The sequence below is a fragment of the Cylindrospermum stagnale PCC 7417 genome (genome assembly GCF_000317535.1).
Lineage (GTDB): Bacteria > Cyanobacteriota > Cyanobacteriia > Cyanobacteriales > Nostocaceae > Cylindrospermum > Cylindrospermum stagnale.
The window spans coordinates 6,269,047-6,285,609 of sequence record NC_019757.1 but is presented as its reverse complement, the minus strand read 5'-3'; the positions used below and the strand labels follow the sequence as shown (position 1 = coordinate 6,285,609).

16 protein-coding genes and 1 tRNA gene are annotated in these 16,563 nt (G+C 44.6%); 11 read left to right on the top strand and 6 right to left on the bottom strand.

What is annotated here, in order from left to right:
• Positions 1–23 precede the first annotated feature (23 nt).
• The 4 genes from CYLST_RS26575 to psbX all read right to left on the bottom strand — a co-directional run bounded on the left by CYLST_RS26575 (position 24) and on the right by psbX (position 2,506).
• A complete protein-coding gene (locus tag CYLST_RS26575) occupies positions 24–572 on the bottom strand; it encodes a TolB family protein (RefSeq protein ID WP_051056158.1) in 549 nt (182 codons plus the stop codon).
• Positions 573–633: 61 nt separating this feature from the next.
• Positions 634–1,191: a TolB family protein gene (locus tag CYLST_RS26570; protein ID WP_015210827.1), complete on the bottom strand. Its 558-nt coding sequence runs from the start codon at positions 1,189–1,191 to the stop codon at positions 634–636.
• A gap of 47 nt (positions 1,192–1,238) precedes the next feature.
• A complete protein-coding gene (locus tag CYLST_RS26565; protein ID WP_015210826.1) occupies positions 1,239–2,159 on the bottom strand; it encodes a Ycf66 family protein in 921 nt (306 codons plus the stop codon).
• A gap of 227 nt (positions 2,160–2,386) precedes the next feature.
• Positions 2,387–2,506, bottom strand: coding sequence for a photosystem II reaction center X protein (psbX, locus tag CYLST_RS26560; RefSeq protein WP_015210825.1), 120 nt, complete (start codon positions 2,504–2,506; stop codon positions 2,387–2,389).
• A gap of 368 nt (positions 2,507–2,874) precedes the next feature.
• Here psbX and CYLST_RS26555 point away from each other — a divergent pair, with 368 nt between their 5' ends.
• Positions 2,875–3,168 carry a YggT family protein gene (locus CYLST_RS26555; protein WP_015210824.1) on the top strand — a complete coding sequence of 98 codons (294 nt, stop codon included), beginning with the start codon at positions 2,875–2,877 and terminating at the stop codon, positions 3,166–3,168.
• Positions 3,169–3,315: 147 nt separating this feature from the next.
• Here the strand turns inward: CYLST_RS26555 and accC are convergent, their stop codons facing one another.
• Positions 3,316–4,668 (bottom strand): acetyl-CoA carboxylase biotin carboxylase subunit, encoded by a 1,353-nt coding sequence (gene accC / locus CYLST_RS26550; RefSeq protein WP_015210823.1) that lies wholly within the window; start codon positions 4,666–4,668, stop codon positions 3,316–3,318.
• 407 nt (positions 4,669–5,075) lie between these two features.
• Here accC and CYLST_RS26545 point away from each other — a divergent pair.
• The 7 genes from CYLST_RS26545 (at position 5,076) to tilS (ending at position 11,775) form a co-directional block, all read left to right on the top strand.
• A tRNA-Leu gene (locus CYLST_RS26545) sits at positions 5,076–5,156 on the top strand.
• 167 nt (positions 5,157–5,323) lie between these two features.
• The gene (locus CYLST_RS26540; RefSeq protein ID WP_015210822.1) at positions 5,324–5,956 is read left to right on the top strand and encodes a chorismate lyase; all 633 of its coding nucleotides are present in this window, start codon (positions 5,324–5,326) and stop codon (positions 5,954–5,956) included.
• Positions 5,957–6,582: 626 nt separating this feature from the next.
• Positions 6,583–8,382, top strand: a complete 1,800-nt coding sequence (locus tag CYLST_RS26530) for a DUF3352 domain-containing protein (RefSeq protein ID WP_015210821.1) — start codon at positions 6,583–6,585, stop codon at positions 8,380–8,382.
• Positions 8,383–8,515: 133 nt separating this feature from the next.
• Positions 8,516–9,568 (top strand): c-type cytochrome biogenesis protein CcsB, encoded by a 1,053-nt coding sequence (gene ccsB, locus CYLST_RS26525; protein ID WP_015210820.1) that lies wholly within the window; start codon positions 8,516–8,518, stop codon positions 9,566–9,568.
• Positions 9,569–9,904: 336 nt separating this feature from the next.
• The gene (locus CYLST_RS26520; RefSeq protein WP_015210819.1) at positions 9,905–10,210 is read left to right on the top strand and encodes a hypothetical protein; all 306 of its coding nucleotides are present in this window, start codon (positions 9,905–9,907) and stop codon (positions 10,208–10,210) included.
• Positions 10,211–10,350: 140 nt separating this feature from the next.
• Complete coding sequence (locus tag CYLST_RS26515; protein WP_015210818.1) at positions 10,351–10,641, top strand: hypothetical protein; 291 nt, start codon at positions 10,351–10,353, stop codon at positions 10,639–10,641.
• A gap of 147 nt (positions 10,642–10,788) precedes the next feature.
• Positions 10,789–11,775, top strand: a complete 987-nt coding sequence (tilS, locus tag CYLST_RS26510; protein WP_041233931.1) for a tRNA lysidine(34) synthetase TilS — start codon at positions 10,789–10,791, stop codon at positions 11,773–11,775.
• 221 nt (positions 11,776–11,996) lie between these two features.
• Here tilS and hmpF read toward each other — a convergent pair whose 3' ends face one another.
• Positions 11,997–13,757, bottom strand: coding sequence for a pilus motility taxis protein HmpF (hmpF, locus tag CYLST_RS26505; protein WP_015210816.1), 1,761 nt, complete (start codon positions 13,755–13,757; stop codon positions 11,997–11,999).
• Positions 13,758–14,188: 431 nt separating this feature from the next.
• Here hmpF and CYLST_RS26500 point away from each other — a divergent pair, with 431 nt between their 5' ends.
• The 3 genes from CYLST_RS26500 to CYLST_RS26490 all read left to right on the top strand — a co-directional run bounded on the left by CYLST_RS26500 (position 14,189) and on the right by CYLST_RS26490 (position 16,556).
• Entirely contained in the window at positions 14,189–15,415 is a 1,227-nt protein-coding gene (locus CYLST_RS26500; RefSeq protein ID WP_015210815.1) for a response regulator, read from the top strand.
• 173 nt (positions 15,416–15,588) lie between these two features.
• The gene (locus tag CYLST_RS26495; protein ID WP_015210814.1) at positions 15,589–15,954 is read left to right on the top strand and encodes a response regulator transcription factor; all 366 of its coding nucleotides are present in this window, start codon (positions 15,589–15,591) and stop codon (positions 15,952–15,954) included.
• Positions 15,955–16,025: 71 nt separating this feature from the next.
• The gene (locus CYLST_RS26490; protein ID WP_015210813.1) at positions 16,026–16,556 is read left to right on the top strand and encodes a chemotaxis protein CheW; all 531 of its coding nucleotides are present in this window, start codon (positions 16,026–16,028) and stop codon (positions 16,554–16,556) included.
• The last annotated feature ends 7 nt before the right edge of the window (positions 16,557–16,563 follow it).

Here is a 16,563-nt window from a genome sequence, read left to right as displayed (position 1 = left end):
GCCTATTGCCTATTACCTCTTGCTCACCTCGGATCTTGAGGTATATTTAACCGTCTTCCAAAACGGTCATAGACTAAAACATCCCACTGTCCATTGTCACTCGTCTCAAAAGCAATCCTATTACCATCAGCGCTGATTGTAGGATTGCCAACTTCTGCTGGCAAGTTAGCAGTCAAATTCCGCGATTGGCGTGTTTCCCGGTCGTAGAGGAAAATAGACTTGCGACCCTGACGACTAGAAGCAAAAACAATATAACGACCATCCTCAGACACACTAGGATGAGTGGCGATCGCATCCAAAGAATTTATTCCTGGTAAATCCACCAAATTGCGAGATAGTGTATCAAACATATAAACATCTTGGCTACCCCGACGGTCACTAATAAACACAATATATCTCCCAGAAATTTGGGGATTTAATTCTGAAGCCAAACTATTCAGACCCCGGCCCCCTGGATCAAACGGATAACTCAACAGACGAGGGTAGCCAAAACACCCAGTTAATAAACTAGAACATAAAAATAAAGCAATTGGTAATTGGTGAGTCAGCGCGGTCTTGGGGGTTTCCCCCATGAGCGACTGACGAACCCCGGAGGGGTCATTAGTAATTCTCCTCATCTCCCCATCTCCTTGACTACGGTGGGGCTACAGTTGCACCATTAGGAATATCTAACTCAATATTGGGGCCTCGGTCTAGTACTTCAATATCCCACTGACCACGGCTAGCGGTTTCAAAGACAACATAACGTCCATCTGGGCTGATATGGGGATTTCTTACCCAGCCGCGATAGATAGGAGTGAGGATTTGCGACTGTTGGGTAGCGCGATCGTAAAGCGCTACCACTGGTCTACCTTGGTCACTCGTAAGGTAAGCAATGTAACGTCCGGTATAACTCAGACTAGGACTTTCGGCAATTGTCTCTGGTCGATTTAAGCTTGGTGTGCGAATAAACCTTTGTTCTTCTAAGTCGTACACCAGTAACTGCTGATTAGCATTGCGATGAGATACAAACGCCAAAAAACGCCCATTTCCACTCAAAGCAGGTTGCTCCTCAGTGTAGCGACTGTTGAGCGAAGTAGACCCTAGAGGAATCTCATTAGTACCACAAGATACAACCAAACTTGTTAAACCAAAAATCAGGCTCCAATAAAGTGGTCTTTGGAGCCAAAATGTAGGCGTAAATTTATTCACCTCAACTGTTTTCCGTCGCCTCTAAGCCTGACTCAACACCAAATGTTTTAAATATCGTCGTCAAAATCGGTCGAATTATCTGGCTCGCCATTTGGCTTTTCAATCGGGTTGTATGGTACATATTCAGTTGGTATCGCCTCATCATCTTCCCGTTCTCGACGAGGAGTCGAGTCAGCAGGTGGACGACGCCTTCTCGGTCTAGGAGTGGCATTATCTTCGCGATTTTCTGGACGCTGGGGTCTGTTATTACCGCTATTACCACGACGTGCCGGTTTTCTGGTTTCTGTGCCCGAACTATCCCAATCATCTACTTCCTTAGCAGAAGTAGAACCCCAATTTTCATCTTCATAACTCTCAGAGGGACGATTCACTGGACGCCCAGAACTAGGACGACGTCTTTTATCTGCTACTTCTGGTCTTTCCCGCGTGTTGCGGCGTTCAGAACGACGGGGGGTTTGATCTTCGTAGTAGTCATCACGAGGCGATCGCTCATCCCTACTACCTGGAATTCGCCGACGTGCCGGGCGCTGCTCCTCTTCATAAGGTAGTGGCTCTAAGTCTGCATCCATCTCAGCCTCATAATTTCGCCGCTCAGAGTATGAGTAGTTTCTGCTCACCTCTCGCTCGTCGTCCACAATCGGAGTATTGCGCTTCGCTTGCTGGGTAGCTATACTCCGCAGGCGAATACTTTCAACCGCAAAAAACACAGTTGTACCCACCAAAAGCAGCTGACCAAATTGCAGAATTGGGTCTAACCGCCATCCTTGGAAAATGAGAATGAAGCCGCAGAGTAGACCTACCGCCGCAAAAAAGATATCTTGATCTCGTGATAACTCAGGGCGGATAGTGCGGAGAAAATACAGAGCTGCCCCAGCTACAGCCAGGAAAATTCCTAGAAAAGTGGCTGGAGTGGCCCCTACATTTACCTGACCTAGAATACTGGCTGAGTTCAGCCCAAAATTTATCATTGCTGTTTTCCCAACATCAAATCTATGTTAGCGAGTCACAATTAAAATCACTACTTTAATTAGACGCAATATATTTAAGCTTCAAAGCATCTGGCGCCATCAGCTCTGAAGCCGTTGATCGCAATCGGGGTTTGGGGATTGGGTCTTAGGGATGAGAGAAAAGAAGAATATTCCAGTCCCCAATCCCCATTAGCCAGTCCCCAGAGTCAAAGCGACTCCCCCAAGCATTAAGAACGCTGAATTTTATCTTTCTGGCTAATGAAAATCAAACCAACTGTCGCCGGGATAACCACAATCGCAGCACCCGCTACAAGACTCCAAAGAAAATTTGCTAAAGAAGGCGTCATAGTTCTCAACCTTTTTTTACACAGTTCATCTCAATTTTAATGGTGTATCACTTTCTTGAGAAGCCTCTAAATTGTGAGCCACCAAACTTAGTACAGCTTTACATAAATTCGTAGCGTTAACGTTGATAGTCGCGTTTTAGTGCGACAACACAACTAAAAGCCCTAAATCTTGTCTTCTAACGATACGCACTGACGAAATTTTGTACTTAGTAATCGCTTCACTAAGTTCACCACCTCAGCCACTTTGCTTTTCTATTGCCAAAGGAAGTGACAGCATTTGGTTAAAATTAGAGAGAGAATGCTTTACAAAGCTTAAAATTCCCAAGCTGGCAAATTTTTTCTTTCTTCACAGATAGTAGCTCAAACCAATGACTGGCGTTAACCTGACTGCTTTGATTCTCGGCCTTGTGTTGGGACTGATGATATTTTTGTTTATTTTCCGCATCATTCTCACTTGGTATCCGCAAGTGAATCTGAATCGGTTCCCCTTTAATCTCATAGCTTGGCCCACAGAACCCTTTTTATTGCTGTTGCGAAAGCTAGTACCACCCATAGGCGGAGTGGACATTACACCCATCATTGGGGTGGCAATCTTCAGTCTGGTGCGAGAAATTTTGCTAGGTCAGCAAGGATTGCTAACCATGCTGTCTCGTGCGAATTAGGTAATTGGTGATGGGTAATTGGTAATTGGTAATTGGTAATTGGTAATTGGTAATTGGTAATTGGCTGAAGAGGCAGAGGGGCAGGAGTTAGGGTGCACAGGAGAGAATTTTTCCCCCAGTCCCCAGTCCCCAGTCCCCAATCCCTGACTATTGCCCCAAGTTGTTCATCTCCTGCACAAAATTGGTATAGACATTACCTTGCAAAAACTGGGGGGTTTCCATAATTCTCTGATGAAACCCAATGGTGGTAGGTAGTCCAGTGATGGCACATTCCCGCAATGCCCGTTTCATCCGGTTAATCGCAGTCGGTCGGTCTGGCCCCCAAACAATTAACTTACCGATTAGGGAATCGTAGTAAGGCGGAATTTGGTAATCTGTGTACACATGGGAATCAATGCGGACACCAGGGCCTCCAGGGGGAAGATAGCCACTGATGCGTCCAGGGGAGGGGCGAAAATCATGATCAGGATCTTCGGCATTGATGCGGCATTCAATTGAATGACCCCTTAAAACTACTTGGTCTTGGGTAAGTTTGAGTCTTTCCCCTTGAGCAATGCGAATTTGTTCGACGACCAAATCTACCCCAGTAATCATCTCCGTTACCGGATGCTCAACTTGAATCCGGGTGTTCATTTCCATAAAGTAGAACTTACCGGATTTATCGAGGAGAAACTCGATGGTACCTGCCCCAGTGTAGTTAATAAACTGGGCAGCTTTCACCGCAGCTTGTCCCATTTTCTCCCGTAGTTCTGAGTCGAGCGCCGGGCTGGGGGCTTCTTCCAGTAGCTTTTGATTCCGGCGCTGAATCGAGCAATCTCTCTCGCCCAAGTGGATGACATTACCGTAGTTATCCGCCAAAATTTGAAATTCAATGTGGCGGGGACGTTCAACAAATTTTTCGATATAAACGCCGGAATTGCCAAAAGCAGCTCCCGCTTCCCCTTGAGCCGCTAGAAAAAGTTTGACGAATTCGTCTTCAGATTGCACCAGCCGCATACCCCTTCCACCACCACCCGCCGTGGCTTTAATCATCACGGGATAGCCAATATCCTTGGCGAGTAGCAGTCCTTCTTGCTCAGTCTCTACCAACCCATCACTGCCAGGCACTGTTGGCACCCCAGCCTTTTGCATCGTTTCTTTAGCTGTGGATTTATCCCCCATCCGCCGGATGGCTTCGGGAGTGGGGCCAATAAAGGCAATATGATGGTCAGCACAGATTTCCGCAAACCGGGCGTTTTCTGCCAAAAAGCCATAACCAGGATGAATGGCGCTGGCATTGCGAGTCAAGGCAGCGGCAATAATATTGGGAATATTCAAATAACTTTTACTGCTGGCAGGTTCGCCAATGCAAACCGCTTCGTCAGCAAGTTGCACATGGAGGGCATTACGGTCAACAGTAGAGTGAACCGCAACCGTCGCAATTCCCATTTCTTCACAGGCTCGGAGAATACGAAGGGCGATTTCTCCCCGATTAGCAATTAATATTTTGTCAAATTTCATTTTCTAGCTTCGATATCAGTACTAGTAGATTGATATTCTCTCCTATCCAGTTGAAATAACGCTGTGGCATTTGGCATTATTTCAAATAATCATAGTCAATTGCCAACTCTCGTTCTGAGCAGAGTGTAGACACCTGATGAAGGGCTGCTTCCCAAAGGGTGAGACTTGGCTCTGCCGCCTCCACGAGTTTTAACTAGACTAACAAGATTGCGGCTGTAAGTGGTGTTTGCCGAGTTCGGGAACTCGGCTTTGGCGATATCGCCCGATGCAATTCACAGACGCTCTACTTTTTTTAATATCACTGCCGCTACTAGATTTCTGTCAGTCAGATATCCTTACTGAAAAAATTTGGAAAATATTTCACTTCAATTATTTTTTATGCTATATTCTATTTCTAGAGATACCGTGCGGATGTGGCGGAATTGGTATACGCGCACGCTTGAGGTGCGTGTGGCTTTGCCTTGCGAGTTCGAGTCTCGCCATCCGCATTTTTTCAGTGCTGAGTTTGGCGGAGTGAGTGAGGAGTCCTGAGACAGGATTTCTCGCCATTTCCCAACCTTTCCATAAACCCTTCACCTAATTTCCGCTGCAAAAGCTCTTGGGACGCCAGTTTTTTTATGCTTTTATATAGATAGGTGAAGTTTTGTAAAAAACATTGACTACTACTGTTACGCCGACAAACAACTTAACACTGCCAGTTGCTTGGCATCGCCTGACTCCGATTTGGCAAGGTGGGGAGGAAATTCTGCAATCTGGTTTGCCTCACACTCAAATGGCACCAGCTTGGCAATTGCTACTTTTAGGCGATGGCTCCCCAACAAGGCATTTACAATTGCTTACAAGTGAGCCTACGGAAGTGGATGTCATTGATATGTCTTTACTTGGTATGGACTCAGATCATGCGCCTCCGCTCATCGAAGCTGTTCCTGGCCCACGACTGCGGCGACAGGTGTGGCTGCGTACAGCTTCTGGACAGCGCCTGGGTTACGCTTCTTCATGGTGGGAAGCGAGTCATGTAGATGAGTATCTGCAAAACCGTTCGTTACCAATTTGGGCGAGTTTAGCTCGTGTCCGCACAGAATTATATCGAGATGTCCAAGGAGTTTACTACGGTTACTCTGAAGCGCTACAGTCAGGTTTTGATGAGATTGGGCCTTTTTGGGGACGCCATTATTTATTTTGGCATCGTGGACAGCCTTTAACCTTGATTTATGAAGTTTTTTCGCCTTATTTAACTAAATATCTGGGGCCCATGCAGCTGAGTGTCAATGGCGAATTAATGAGTTAGGAAACTACCAGATGATCAAAAAAGCTCCTAGTCAGCACTGAGAGGGTTGATTAGTTTTCCAGTTTAGTGTGGCTATCAAGCTGAGATTGGCGACTAAATATGGTTAATTTAGTCATTTTTAGCCAAATTGCCTGATTTGTTGCTGATTAATTAATTTTTATTAGCTTCGAGAAAAATAGCAGTTGATCATCAGCAAAAATAACAACTGTTGTGTATGAGGAAGCGAAATTTCTGAAATTTGATCATTTTATTTGGCAATCAAGCTTCAAATCTGGAAAGTTAATTGTTACCGGTTTGATTCAGTTAACCTCTTAAATTGAAAATGTACCAATAAAGGGTAATATTAGCTGCTGATGACTTGCCGCTTTTGCGGGTTAGTTATCAGGAGGATTGATGGCAGTGAGAAATTTATCTCCCAAAGACTTGCTGCTAGAGAGAAACTTTTCAGGGAAAGGTTCTGCGAAGTTAAACAAAGCATGTTAAAAGTAACTAACCACAAAAACACTTTTTTTGAAAGTGCCGGGAAAGTTGATTACCGAAGTATCAACAATATCCAGGGTGGAAAAATTTATCTAATTAGCTAATAAAGCAAGTAATGAGTTCGCAAGTATGAGGTGTAGGTTTCAATGGCACTGCGTGTTGTGTCTGCTGTAAAGAATAAAAAAAAGAAACCGTCTCTGGTGTTGACGCTCTCGGCTGCTGGGTTATTGATTGGTGCGGGGAGTGCAGCATATTGGTTGTTAACCCAGGGACAACCACTTTCCAGAGATTTGCCAGTAGGTGTCAAGATTATTCCACAAGATGCTTTATTTGCGGTTTCTCTAACGACAGATCCTAGACAATGGCAGAAATTACGGGAGTTTGGGACGCCAGAAACCCAAGGAGAAGTGGATAAAAGTATTGTGCAGTTGCGCGATTACCTCCGGTACGCCGCTGGCGATCGCTTGCTGACGAATAATGGTTACAATTTTGAGAAAGATATTCAACCTTGGGTAGGTAATGAAGTAACGATCGCCATTTTAGCCCCCCAAGCTACAAATCCTGCACCCAAACCTGTAGCTACCGATGGAGATGCTACTAGTAGTCAGCAGTCAGTGGTAATGGTGCTGCCGGTGAAAAATCCAGAAATCGCTAAAAGCATTTTGGCACAACCTAAACCTCTCAAACAAGGCAAATGGATTGATCGCACTTATCAGGGAATCGCCATTAAACAGACTGAGGGACAAGTTGGAGCTAACTTTTCAGCAGCATTATTAGATCAGCGTTACTTAGTGATTACCGATAATCCTCAAGCCACAGAACGAGCGATTGACGCCTACAAAAGCAAAATATCTTTAGCAACAATTGGCGGATTTTCGGATAATTTCCCGAAAATCGCCACTTACCAGCCCTTTGCCCAGTTTTATGTAAATGTACCCATAGCAGCGAGAATAGCTGCTGCTGCTCCCAAGCATCGGTTACCTGCTCAAGTTTTGGCTCAACTTCAAAATAACCAAGGAATAGCTGGGACAGTGAGTTTGGAGCCAGAAGGAATGCGCTTCAAGGGAATTTCTTGGTTAAACCCTAATAGTCGGCGTTTGCTAGCAGTGGAAAACAAAGCTGGAAAAATGCCAAGCCGAGTACCTGGGGAAACTTTGATGATGCTGTCTGGTAGTAACTTACAGCGGTTGTGGGCTGATTATGTTTTAACGGCTCAGGGAAATCCCTTAGCGCCGATGACGCCAGAACAATTGCGAGGTGGTGTGAAATCGCTGACAAATCTGGACTTAGAACGGGATTTTCTCCGTTGGATGAAAGGCGAGTTTTCCCTCTCTGTAATTCCCACTAGCTCAAAAGACAGTTCCCCAGAGAATTTTCGGGCGGGTTTGGTGTTTATGGTACAGGCAAGTAATCGCAATGCCGCTGAAACATCTTTACAACAGCTGGATGATGTGATGAAAAATCAATACCAGTTCCAAATCCAACCGGGGACAGTCTCCGGTAAACCCGTTGTCAACTGGATTTCACCTTTTGGCACTTTAACCGCAACCCATGGTTGGTTAGATGGAGACGTGGCTTTTTTAGTAGTGGGCGCTCCCATCACCGATAAAATTGTTACAAACCCAAACAATCCCCTAGGCAATACTCTCCCCTTTCAACAAACTGTTCCCAAAGAACCATCACCCAGCAATGGGCAATTTTTCCTGGATGTGGAACAGACTGTCAAAAGTTTTACGCTAAATTCACTATTCCCCAATCAACAAACAATGCTTGCAGCCACACGTTCAATTGGGGTGACAACTGCTGTCAACGACAGTCGTAGTACTCGCTATGATATTTTTCTAGCACTCAAAAAAGCTGGCAACCCAGCCCCTATACCAAGTCCTGGCGCTGCTGCTACTCCCCTAGTACCCGTACCTACAGCAACACCAAATCCATCTCCCTAATCTTTTTCAGGTGCGACATCAGCTTGAGCAATACTTAAGGACGGCTAACAACCATGCCCCATGAGTCTCTAAGCGGATAGGATCAGAATAGTCAGAATCGATATTTTAAATAATCCACTAGGGAGAAGACTTTATGAATCTGGTTGTACTCCAGAACTGGCTGGACAATGCCTCCTTTGCGATTTTATTCCTCACCATGCTGGTGTATTGGGTTGGGGCGGCTTTTCCAAATCTGCCAGCATTTGCCGCTTTGGGGACAGCATGTATGGCGATCGCGAATTTGTGCATAGCTACCCTACTAGGGGCACGATGGATCGAAGCTGGCTATTTTCCTTTGAGCAATCTGTATGAATCCCTATTTTTCTTAACTTGGGGAATTACAGCCGTTCATTTAATTGCCGAAAATAGCAGCCGCAGCCGCTTGGTGGGCGTTGTGACTGCCCCCGTAGCTATGGGGATTGCGGCTTTTGCTACCTTGACTTTGCCATCAGGTATGCAACTGTCTGAACCTTTAGTGCCGGCGCTAAAGTCGAATTGGCTGATGATGCACGTCAGCGTGATGATGTTGAGTTATTCGGCTTTGATGGTGGGTGCGCTGATGGCGATCGCATTTTTGATCGTCACTCGCGGGCAAAACATCCAACTACAAGGCAGTTCTGTTGGTACCGGCGGTTATCGCAGCAACGGCTATCAATTACGCAAAGCAGGTGAGTTAATTTCTCAACTCCCAGCAACCGCCGCCGAAAATAATGGTTTTTCACGTTACGAAAGCAATAACAACGGCAACGGTACCGCTGTTTTGAATTTAATCACAGCCCCTGAATCTAAAACCGTCTCATCTGCCGAACCACTTTCTCCCCAACGCCTCAGCCTAGCCGAAACCCTGGATAACATCAGCTATCGCATCATCGGCTTGGGATTTCCCCTGCTGACAATTGGCATTATTGCCGGTGCCGTTTGGGCAAATGAAGCTTGGGGTTCATACTGGAGTTGGGACCCAAAAGAAACTTGGGCGTTAATCACTTGGTTAGTTTTCGCCGCTTATCTCCACACTAGAATCACTCGCGGTTGGCAAGGACGCAGTCCCGCAATCTTAGCGGCTACTGGTTTTGTTGTCGTCTGGATTTGCTATCTCGGTGTAAATCTCTTGGGTAAAGGTTTACATTCTTACGGTTGGTTTTTCTAAGTACCTCACCCCTAACCCCTCTCTGCTGGCGGAGAGGGGAAATGTTGGATGTGATATTTATAGCTGTCTCTTGGGAAATATAAGCTGAAAACTAAATACCCACTTACCCACTTGCCCATTTTAAAATTTATTGCTATCCTAATAGAATCTAAGCAATTAACTTTATGTGCTAGTGTTTGTTGCCAAATTGCTTCATATTATTCTTCCCAAGCAAAAACCTTTTTCTCCAACCTCTATTTTGTAAGAGATACTTATAGGTTGCAAGTTTTAGCATGGGCAGTGTATTTTTCATGCATCTGAATAATTTACATGAAAGTTATTGAAAGGTGAATTAAAGTGTACACAAAAGCCCTAGTCTCAGATGGAAACTTCAAACAAATCAAAGAATCTGCATCAATTGATGACAGAAGACGCTTAACGTTGGGAGCCGAGGCAAAATCAAAAAATTACCGCGTATTTATGAACTCATCTGGTCAAATATTACTTGATCCAGTAGTTAATATTCCAGAGCGTGAACTGTGGCTATGGAAAAACTCACAAGCTCGTGCTTCTCTGGAAAAAGGTATGCAACAAGCTGCGGCTGGAGAACTACATGATTTAGGTTCTTTTGCCGAATATGCAGATTTAGAAATTGACGACTAAGTATCAGTCTTAATCTGTTACAATTAATTAACTCAGCCAAAGCCCTTAGACCGCTTGCTTACAAGTAGTTTTGGGGCTTACGGTTTTATAATAGCTCATGTACTAAAAATAGTTTTTTATAAATTGGTAGCAAATTAACAGTGCAGTACAAACTAAAATTTACAGATGAAGCTAAAGAAGTATTAGAAATATTAAAAATAAATGATGAAAAGAAACATAAGAAAGTAATGAAAACTTTAGGCTTCATGGAAAAAAACTTACGTCATGCTAGTCTCAAAACTCATGAGTATGATTCTCTAAAAGGGCCAAATAAAGAAAAAGTCTTTGAAGCCTATGTCGAAAATAATACTCCGGCTGCTTATAGGATATTTTGGTATTATGGCCCAGATCAATATGAACTGACAATACTCACCATCACACCTCACCCTTAGAGATAGGTGCTAATGGGTAAGCCGTGATCAACTACAAATTTATTTAAAAGCTTAAAACAGCATCATAATTGACTTTTATTCACGAATTTTCAAGAGTTTCAGCGCTAGGCTGGAAGGCTTTTAGGTGCTTAATAAAGAAGTATGGAAATGTTATGGACTCCCCTACACGCCAAAATACACCGCACTATCCGCGCACGGCATTTATTTGAGCCGAATCAAAGCTTATTGGTTGCTGTTTCCGGTGGACAAGATTCTCTGTGCTTAATAAAAATACTGTTAGATTTACAACCAAAGTGGGGATGGCGCTTAGGCATTGCTCACTGTGATCATTGCTGGCGTGATGATTCCCAAGCTAATGCTCGTCATGTAGAAAGTTTAGCTAAAATTTGGGAAACTCCTTTTTATTTAGCCACAGCTAAGGAACCTGTGAAGAGTGAAGCTGCGGCACGGAATTGGCGATATCAAGCTTTAAGTAAAATTGCCCAAACTAATAATTATCAATATATTGTCACAGGACACACGGCAAGCGATCGCGCCGAAACTCTCCTTTACAATTTAATTCGCGGTACCGGCGCTGATGGTTTGCAGGCTCTCACTTGGCAACGCCCACTAACTGCGAGCATTATGTTAGTACGTCCCCTCTTAGAAATTACTCGCTCAGAAACAGAGAAATTTTGTCAAGAGTTTAACTTGCCAATTTGGGAAGATGCCACCAATCAAGATTGGAAATATGCCCGTAACCGCATCCGCCAGGAGCTTTTACCATATTTGCAAGAAAATTTCAACCCCAAAGTTGAATCAGCCTTAGCCCAAACCGCCGAACTGCTGCAAGCAGAAGTGGAATATTTAGAGCAAACAGCCGGAAATTTGCGTTTAGATGCGATGGAATTAGGCAAAGGGGATGATATAGCCTTAAGGTTAAATCGGCGGGTATTAAGGACAGCACCGCTGGCATTGCAGCGGCGTGTGATGCGTCAGGTATTACAACAAATATTGCCTGATGCCCCTGGCTTTGAACATATCGAAAAATTAACGGCTTTAATTACAGCGCCAAATCGTTCGCAAACTGATCCTTTTCCTGGTGGTGCGATCGCTCAAGTCATAGACGACTGGATCTGCTTTCAGGATTTATAGCATGGTGTAGGGGATTTCCAAGAAATAAATTACCCAATCTTGTGGGATGAGCTTCTAGCCCGTCCCATATTCCGGGCGGGCTAGAAGCCCACCCCACAAGAAAATTTTAGGATATTTTATTATTTGGAAGTCCCTAGGGACACAGAATTGCTGTGTCCCTACGATCATCTGTGGTTTGCTAAAAATGGCTCCGCACTTCCTAACTTTCAACTCAGCAATCCTTAAGACGCTAGCAATTCTGGCTGATTTATTAAACTCTGGAGAGCTTGGCGCATTTGAGTGATAGTTTGCAGTTGATAATCACCAGATTCTTGGACTTGAGCCAAAGATTCAGCAATTCCTTGCAACTTATGCCGCAACCCATCCAGAGCATCCTGAATGGGTTGTAGTGCTTCTTGATAGAGATTCACGCGACCCCAGCATTCAGCGGTTGCTGTTCGCAGGTTGAGCAAGTTCTCCTCGATCGTTTTTAGTTCTTGGCGCTTTTGCTCTAAATCGTGGGTTTGATTGCTAATCATTCCTTGGTCTAGCTCAATCCCACCACGCATCTGCTCAATCTCATATTCCAGCCTTTGCAGTTCCTGCGACTGTTGTTGTCGCTGGGCTTCAATTTGCGAGAGAATTGGACCTAAATCAAGTTTGTTATCACCTGGTGCGTTATCAATAGAACGTCCTTGGCGCTGCATCAGCACAGCTTGGTGTTGTTTAAAAATTTTCTCCCGCTCTAGCAAATTGCGGCGTTGTCCTACCAAAGATTGATTTACCATTTGGTAGAGGTCTTGTTCATCCGCTAATTCTCCTTCTAAATTTTGCAAAGCCTTGCCAGATGCCTGCTTAACTTTTCTTTGTAATTCTTCTATAACTTCTTGTTTGTAATTAAGTTCTTGTTCTTGATCATGAACGAAGCTGGAGTCTATAGACAGCTTGTTCTGCAAGTCTTGTACCATCTTTTGCAGTTCTTCAAGGGGCATTTTCTGCAAAGGTTCTACATCAACTTGCTGGCTGAAAACCGCATCAATAGACGTGGCAGCCAAGGAGTGAATCTGTTGGTATAACGCTTGTTGAATTTGCAATTGCTCTTTGAGAATTCGAGCATAGTCTTGCTTGCTGGCAAGTGTAGCTGTATTCAGATGGAATTGGGCTAATTGTTGCTCTAAAGAACTTTGTGCCTGTTGACATGAGTTTTGGCGATCGCGCAGCGTTTGACTCAGGCGTTCAACTTCCTCTTGCTGAAGAGTTGCTAAATTTCGTTTTTCCTCTAGCTGTTGCCAGTGTGGATTTAGAGTAGCTTGCTGCCGTTCTACCAATTCAAAAGCGAAATGGAGATTTTCCCGCACTGTTTCGGTGGGAGCAACGCCACTAGACAAGCGATTGAGTAACTCACTGATTGCCCGACTTTGCTCCTCATCCAAAACCGTCCCCTGTTGGCAGTCAGCTTGAAACTCTTCCAGGCGACGCTGCTCACCCCGCAAATGCTCCCAAGCTCCTTCAAGTTCCTGGCGATTTCGCGCCATTTCTGTTTGCAAACGTTCAATTTCGGCGCGGGACGTTTCATTTTCCTGTTTTTGCTCCTCCAAGCGTTGAGAGTCATCCTCCAGATCTTGCAGTTGTTCTAGGCGTGCTTCCATATCCATTTCCCGGCGATTTAATTCTTGCGCCTGAAACGTCAGTGACTGCTTCCACTGGTCGATTTCGTCCTCTTTGAGCTTAAATTTTTCCAACTGACGGGAAAAATTCTGCAAAATATTCACTAGAGGCCGCCCCGCCTCTTTAATCGACTGCACTTGACGGTTCGGACTCAGATCCACCAGTACCAGTGCGCCATCGTTTAGTTTGCTTGCTTCTTCAGCAGCCATCACTTCTTCCGACACAGTACTCCAATTCTGGTCGCTTCGCTGACAAGCTAGCAGCCTGAGTTCAGTTTTGGAACCGCCACTGAGTAAGCCGCCTTTCTGTTTTTGTACTTCTGCTAAATACAGCACACCGTTTATCCTTTTGATGTACTTGATATCCGAGTTTTGAGATATACCTTAGATAATTCTGTTAAATTGTCTTGTTCAACCTTAAGTTTAGCAGTACAAGACAGACAAAACTATTAATAGACACGAGATGTCACGTCTTCTAGACATGAAATATCACATCTTGATATTTATAGGAGCGACTAGGTCGCCTTTATATTTTGTACTGATGATAGTGACGCTGACTTCCGTACAATCACTACCTTTGTCAAAGTACATGACAAAAGTTTAAGGTTTATAGCGTAATATTTCGCTTTTCAGGCTAGTTGTATGGGCAATAATCTTGCCAAGAGTCAAAACTCACCACCGCATCTGCCTGCTAGAAACACGGAGAAACTAAAAGTCACAATTGATCAAGAATGTCAATAGGAGCACAAGGAGTACTTTTTAGCTAAATGCAGGGAAATTTAAATGAAATTGATATTTGCAGTATCCTGCAATTGATTGAGTTAGGACAGCGAACTGGGCAGTTGTGGGTGGAAGCTCGCAGCTCTTACCAGAGTAACAAGCCGGGTGGAGACGAGGCTCACGCACATCGCGCCAACTGGGAGGGTAAACCACAGTCTTGGTTCGTCTTTTTCCTCAACGGTCAAATTGTTTATTGCCAAGCAGGCGATAGTAGTTTATCCCGCATCGGCGATTATTTACGTCATTACCGAGTCGAGAAACAACTGGATGAAATGCAACTTGCTGCACTAACATCAACCAACTCCCCAGAGTACGCCTATCTCTGGAAGCTCCTAGAGCGGAATATTATCAACCCCAAGGTAGCTCGTAGTATCATCCACGGCTTAGTGCATGAGACGCTTTTTGACCTGCTGAGTTTACACCAAGGCAGTTTCATTTTCGATCTAGATACGGCACTGGTGCCACAACTAACTACCTTAGAAATTGCTCCCTTGGTTACCAAAATTACCAAGCAGGTGCAAGAGTGGAAACAACTATATCCACAAATCCAGTCACCCGAACAATTACCGTTGTTGGCTGATATCGCTCGGCTACATTCCTCACTACCAGAGGCAACAGTGAATAAGCTACAGCATTGGGCAGACGGGAAAACAACCCTGCGCCAACTAGCTCGCTATCTCAACCGCGACATTTTGACAGTCGCCAAAGCGATATATCCTTACGTGCAGCAGGGTTGGCTGCAACTAGCTTATGCGAGCACAACTCACTCTAGTACACAGACAGAAGACTGTGGACTGGTGGGTAACCAAAAGGGACGGATAGTATGTATTGAGGATGCGATCGCCATTTGTGAGACTATAGAGTCGATCTTAAAACCACAGGGATATGAAGTGATCTCCCTGACAAATCCCTTAGAAGCCCTGAGTCTCGTTTTTCAGCTCAAGCCAGATTTAATTTTGTGTGACATTACTATGCCGGAATTGGATGGATACGAGATTTGTGCCATGCTGAGACATTCCACAGTATTTCGGCTTGTACCAATTATCATGCTTACTGGTAAAGATGGATTTATTGATCGAGTCAGAGCTAGGATGGTCGGTGCGACAGATTATTTGACAAAACCATTTGCAGATACTGAGTTACAAATGCTCGTAGAAAAATATATCAATATAGATTCTTGTGTAGGGATACAAACGGGATACAAGACTTGTTGATTCACTAAAAGATGGGGTAAAAAATGTTATCACAGAATCAGCTAAACCTAGTAAAACGCCAAGATCCAGTAAAGTAGTGAAACAATAGAAATAATTTATACAGTTAATATTTGCGGGGGAATCAGGGAATGTTCCAAATAGGAACGTCGACATCAGGAGGTAGATAGGCATTTATGAGTACAGTTCTGATTGTGGAAGACAGTATCGCCCAAAGGGAGATGATTACAGACCTCCTGAAAGCCAGTGGCTTAACAGTCATCCATGCCGGAGATGGAGTTGAAGCTTTGGAGGCAATTCAAAGCGCAGCTCCCGATTTAGTGGTGTTGGATATTGTCATGCCCCGAATGAACGGCTACGAACTTTGTCGTCGGTTAAAGTCCGATCCGAAAACCCAAAATGTCCCTGTGGTAATGTGTTCTTCCAAGGGTGAAGAATTTGATCGTTACTGGGGTATGAAACAGGGTGCAGACGCCTACATAGCCAAACCGTTTCAACCAACCGAGTTGGTGGGAACAGTCAAACAACTGCTGCGAGGATAAGGGTCAAGCGTAGCGTGGCGTTAGCCATTAGCCATAGGTAGGGTATCCCGCGAAAACAAGATGAAAACAAAATGCTCAGTAAACCAGATTTTTTTAGTGCCAGTGGTCAAGACCACTTCCGCCCTGAATTACAAGTAGAAACTCCCGAAGGTGAGCTACATTTGCGGTTTTACATTCCCTCTCATCAGGAGTTTGCACTACAAGCAACTGGCATCCGGGAGGTAATTGAACTAAGTCCTGATAGAATCACCCCAATTCCTAATGCTTCTCCTTTACTTTTGGGTACTCTAAATTTACGAGGTAGAGTAATTTGGGTAGCTGACTTGGGTCAATTTCTTGGGGAAGCAACTGCGTTAAATACGGATCGAGCCGAGATTGCGGTGATTGCTATTGAAGAGCAAGACACAATCGTGGGTTTAGCGGTCGAAGACATCGGTGGTATGGACTGGCTTGATGTACAGTATCTGATGCCACCTAGTAACGTACCGGATGCTATGGCTCCCTTTTTGCGTGGAGAGTGGTTATTTGATGCTAAAAACAAACAGTGTCTACGACTGCTAGATCAAATGGCAATTTTGCGGAGTGCGCGGTGGGCAGGATGAAATTGGG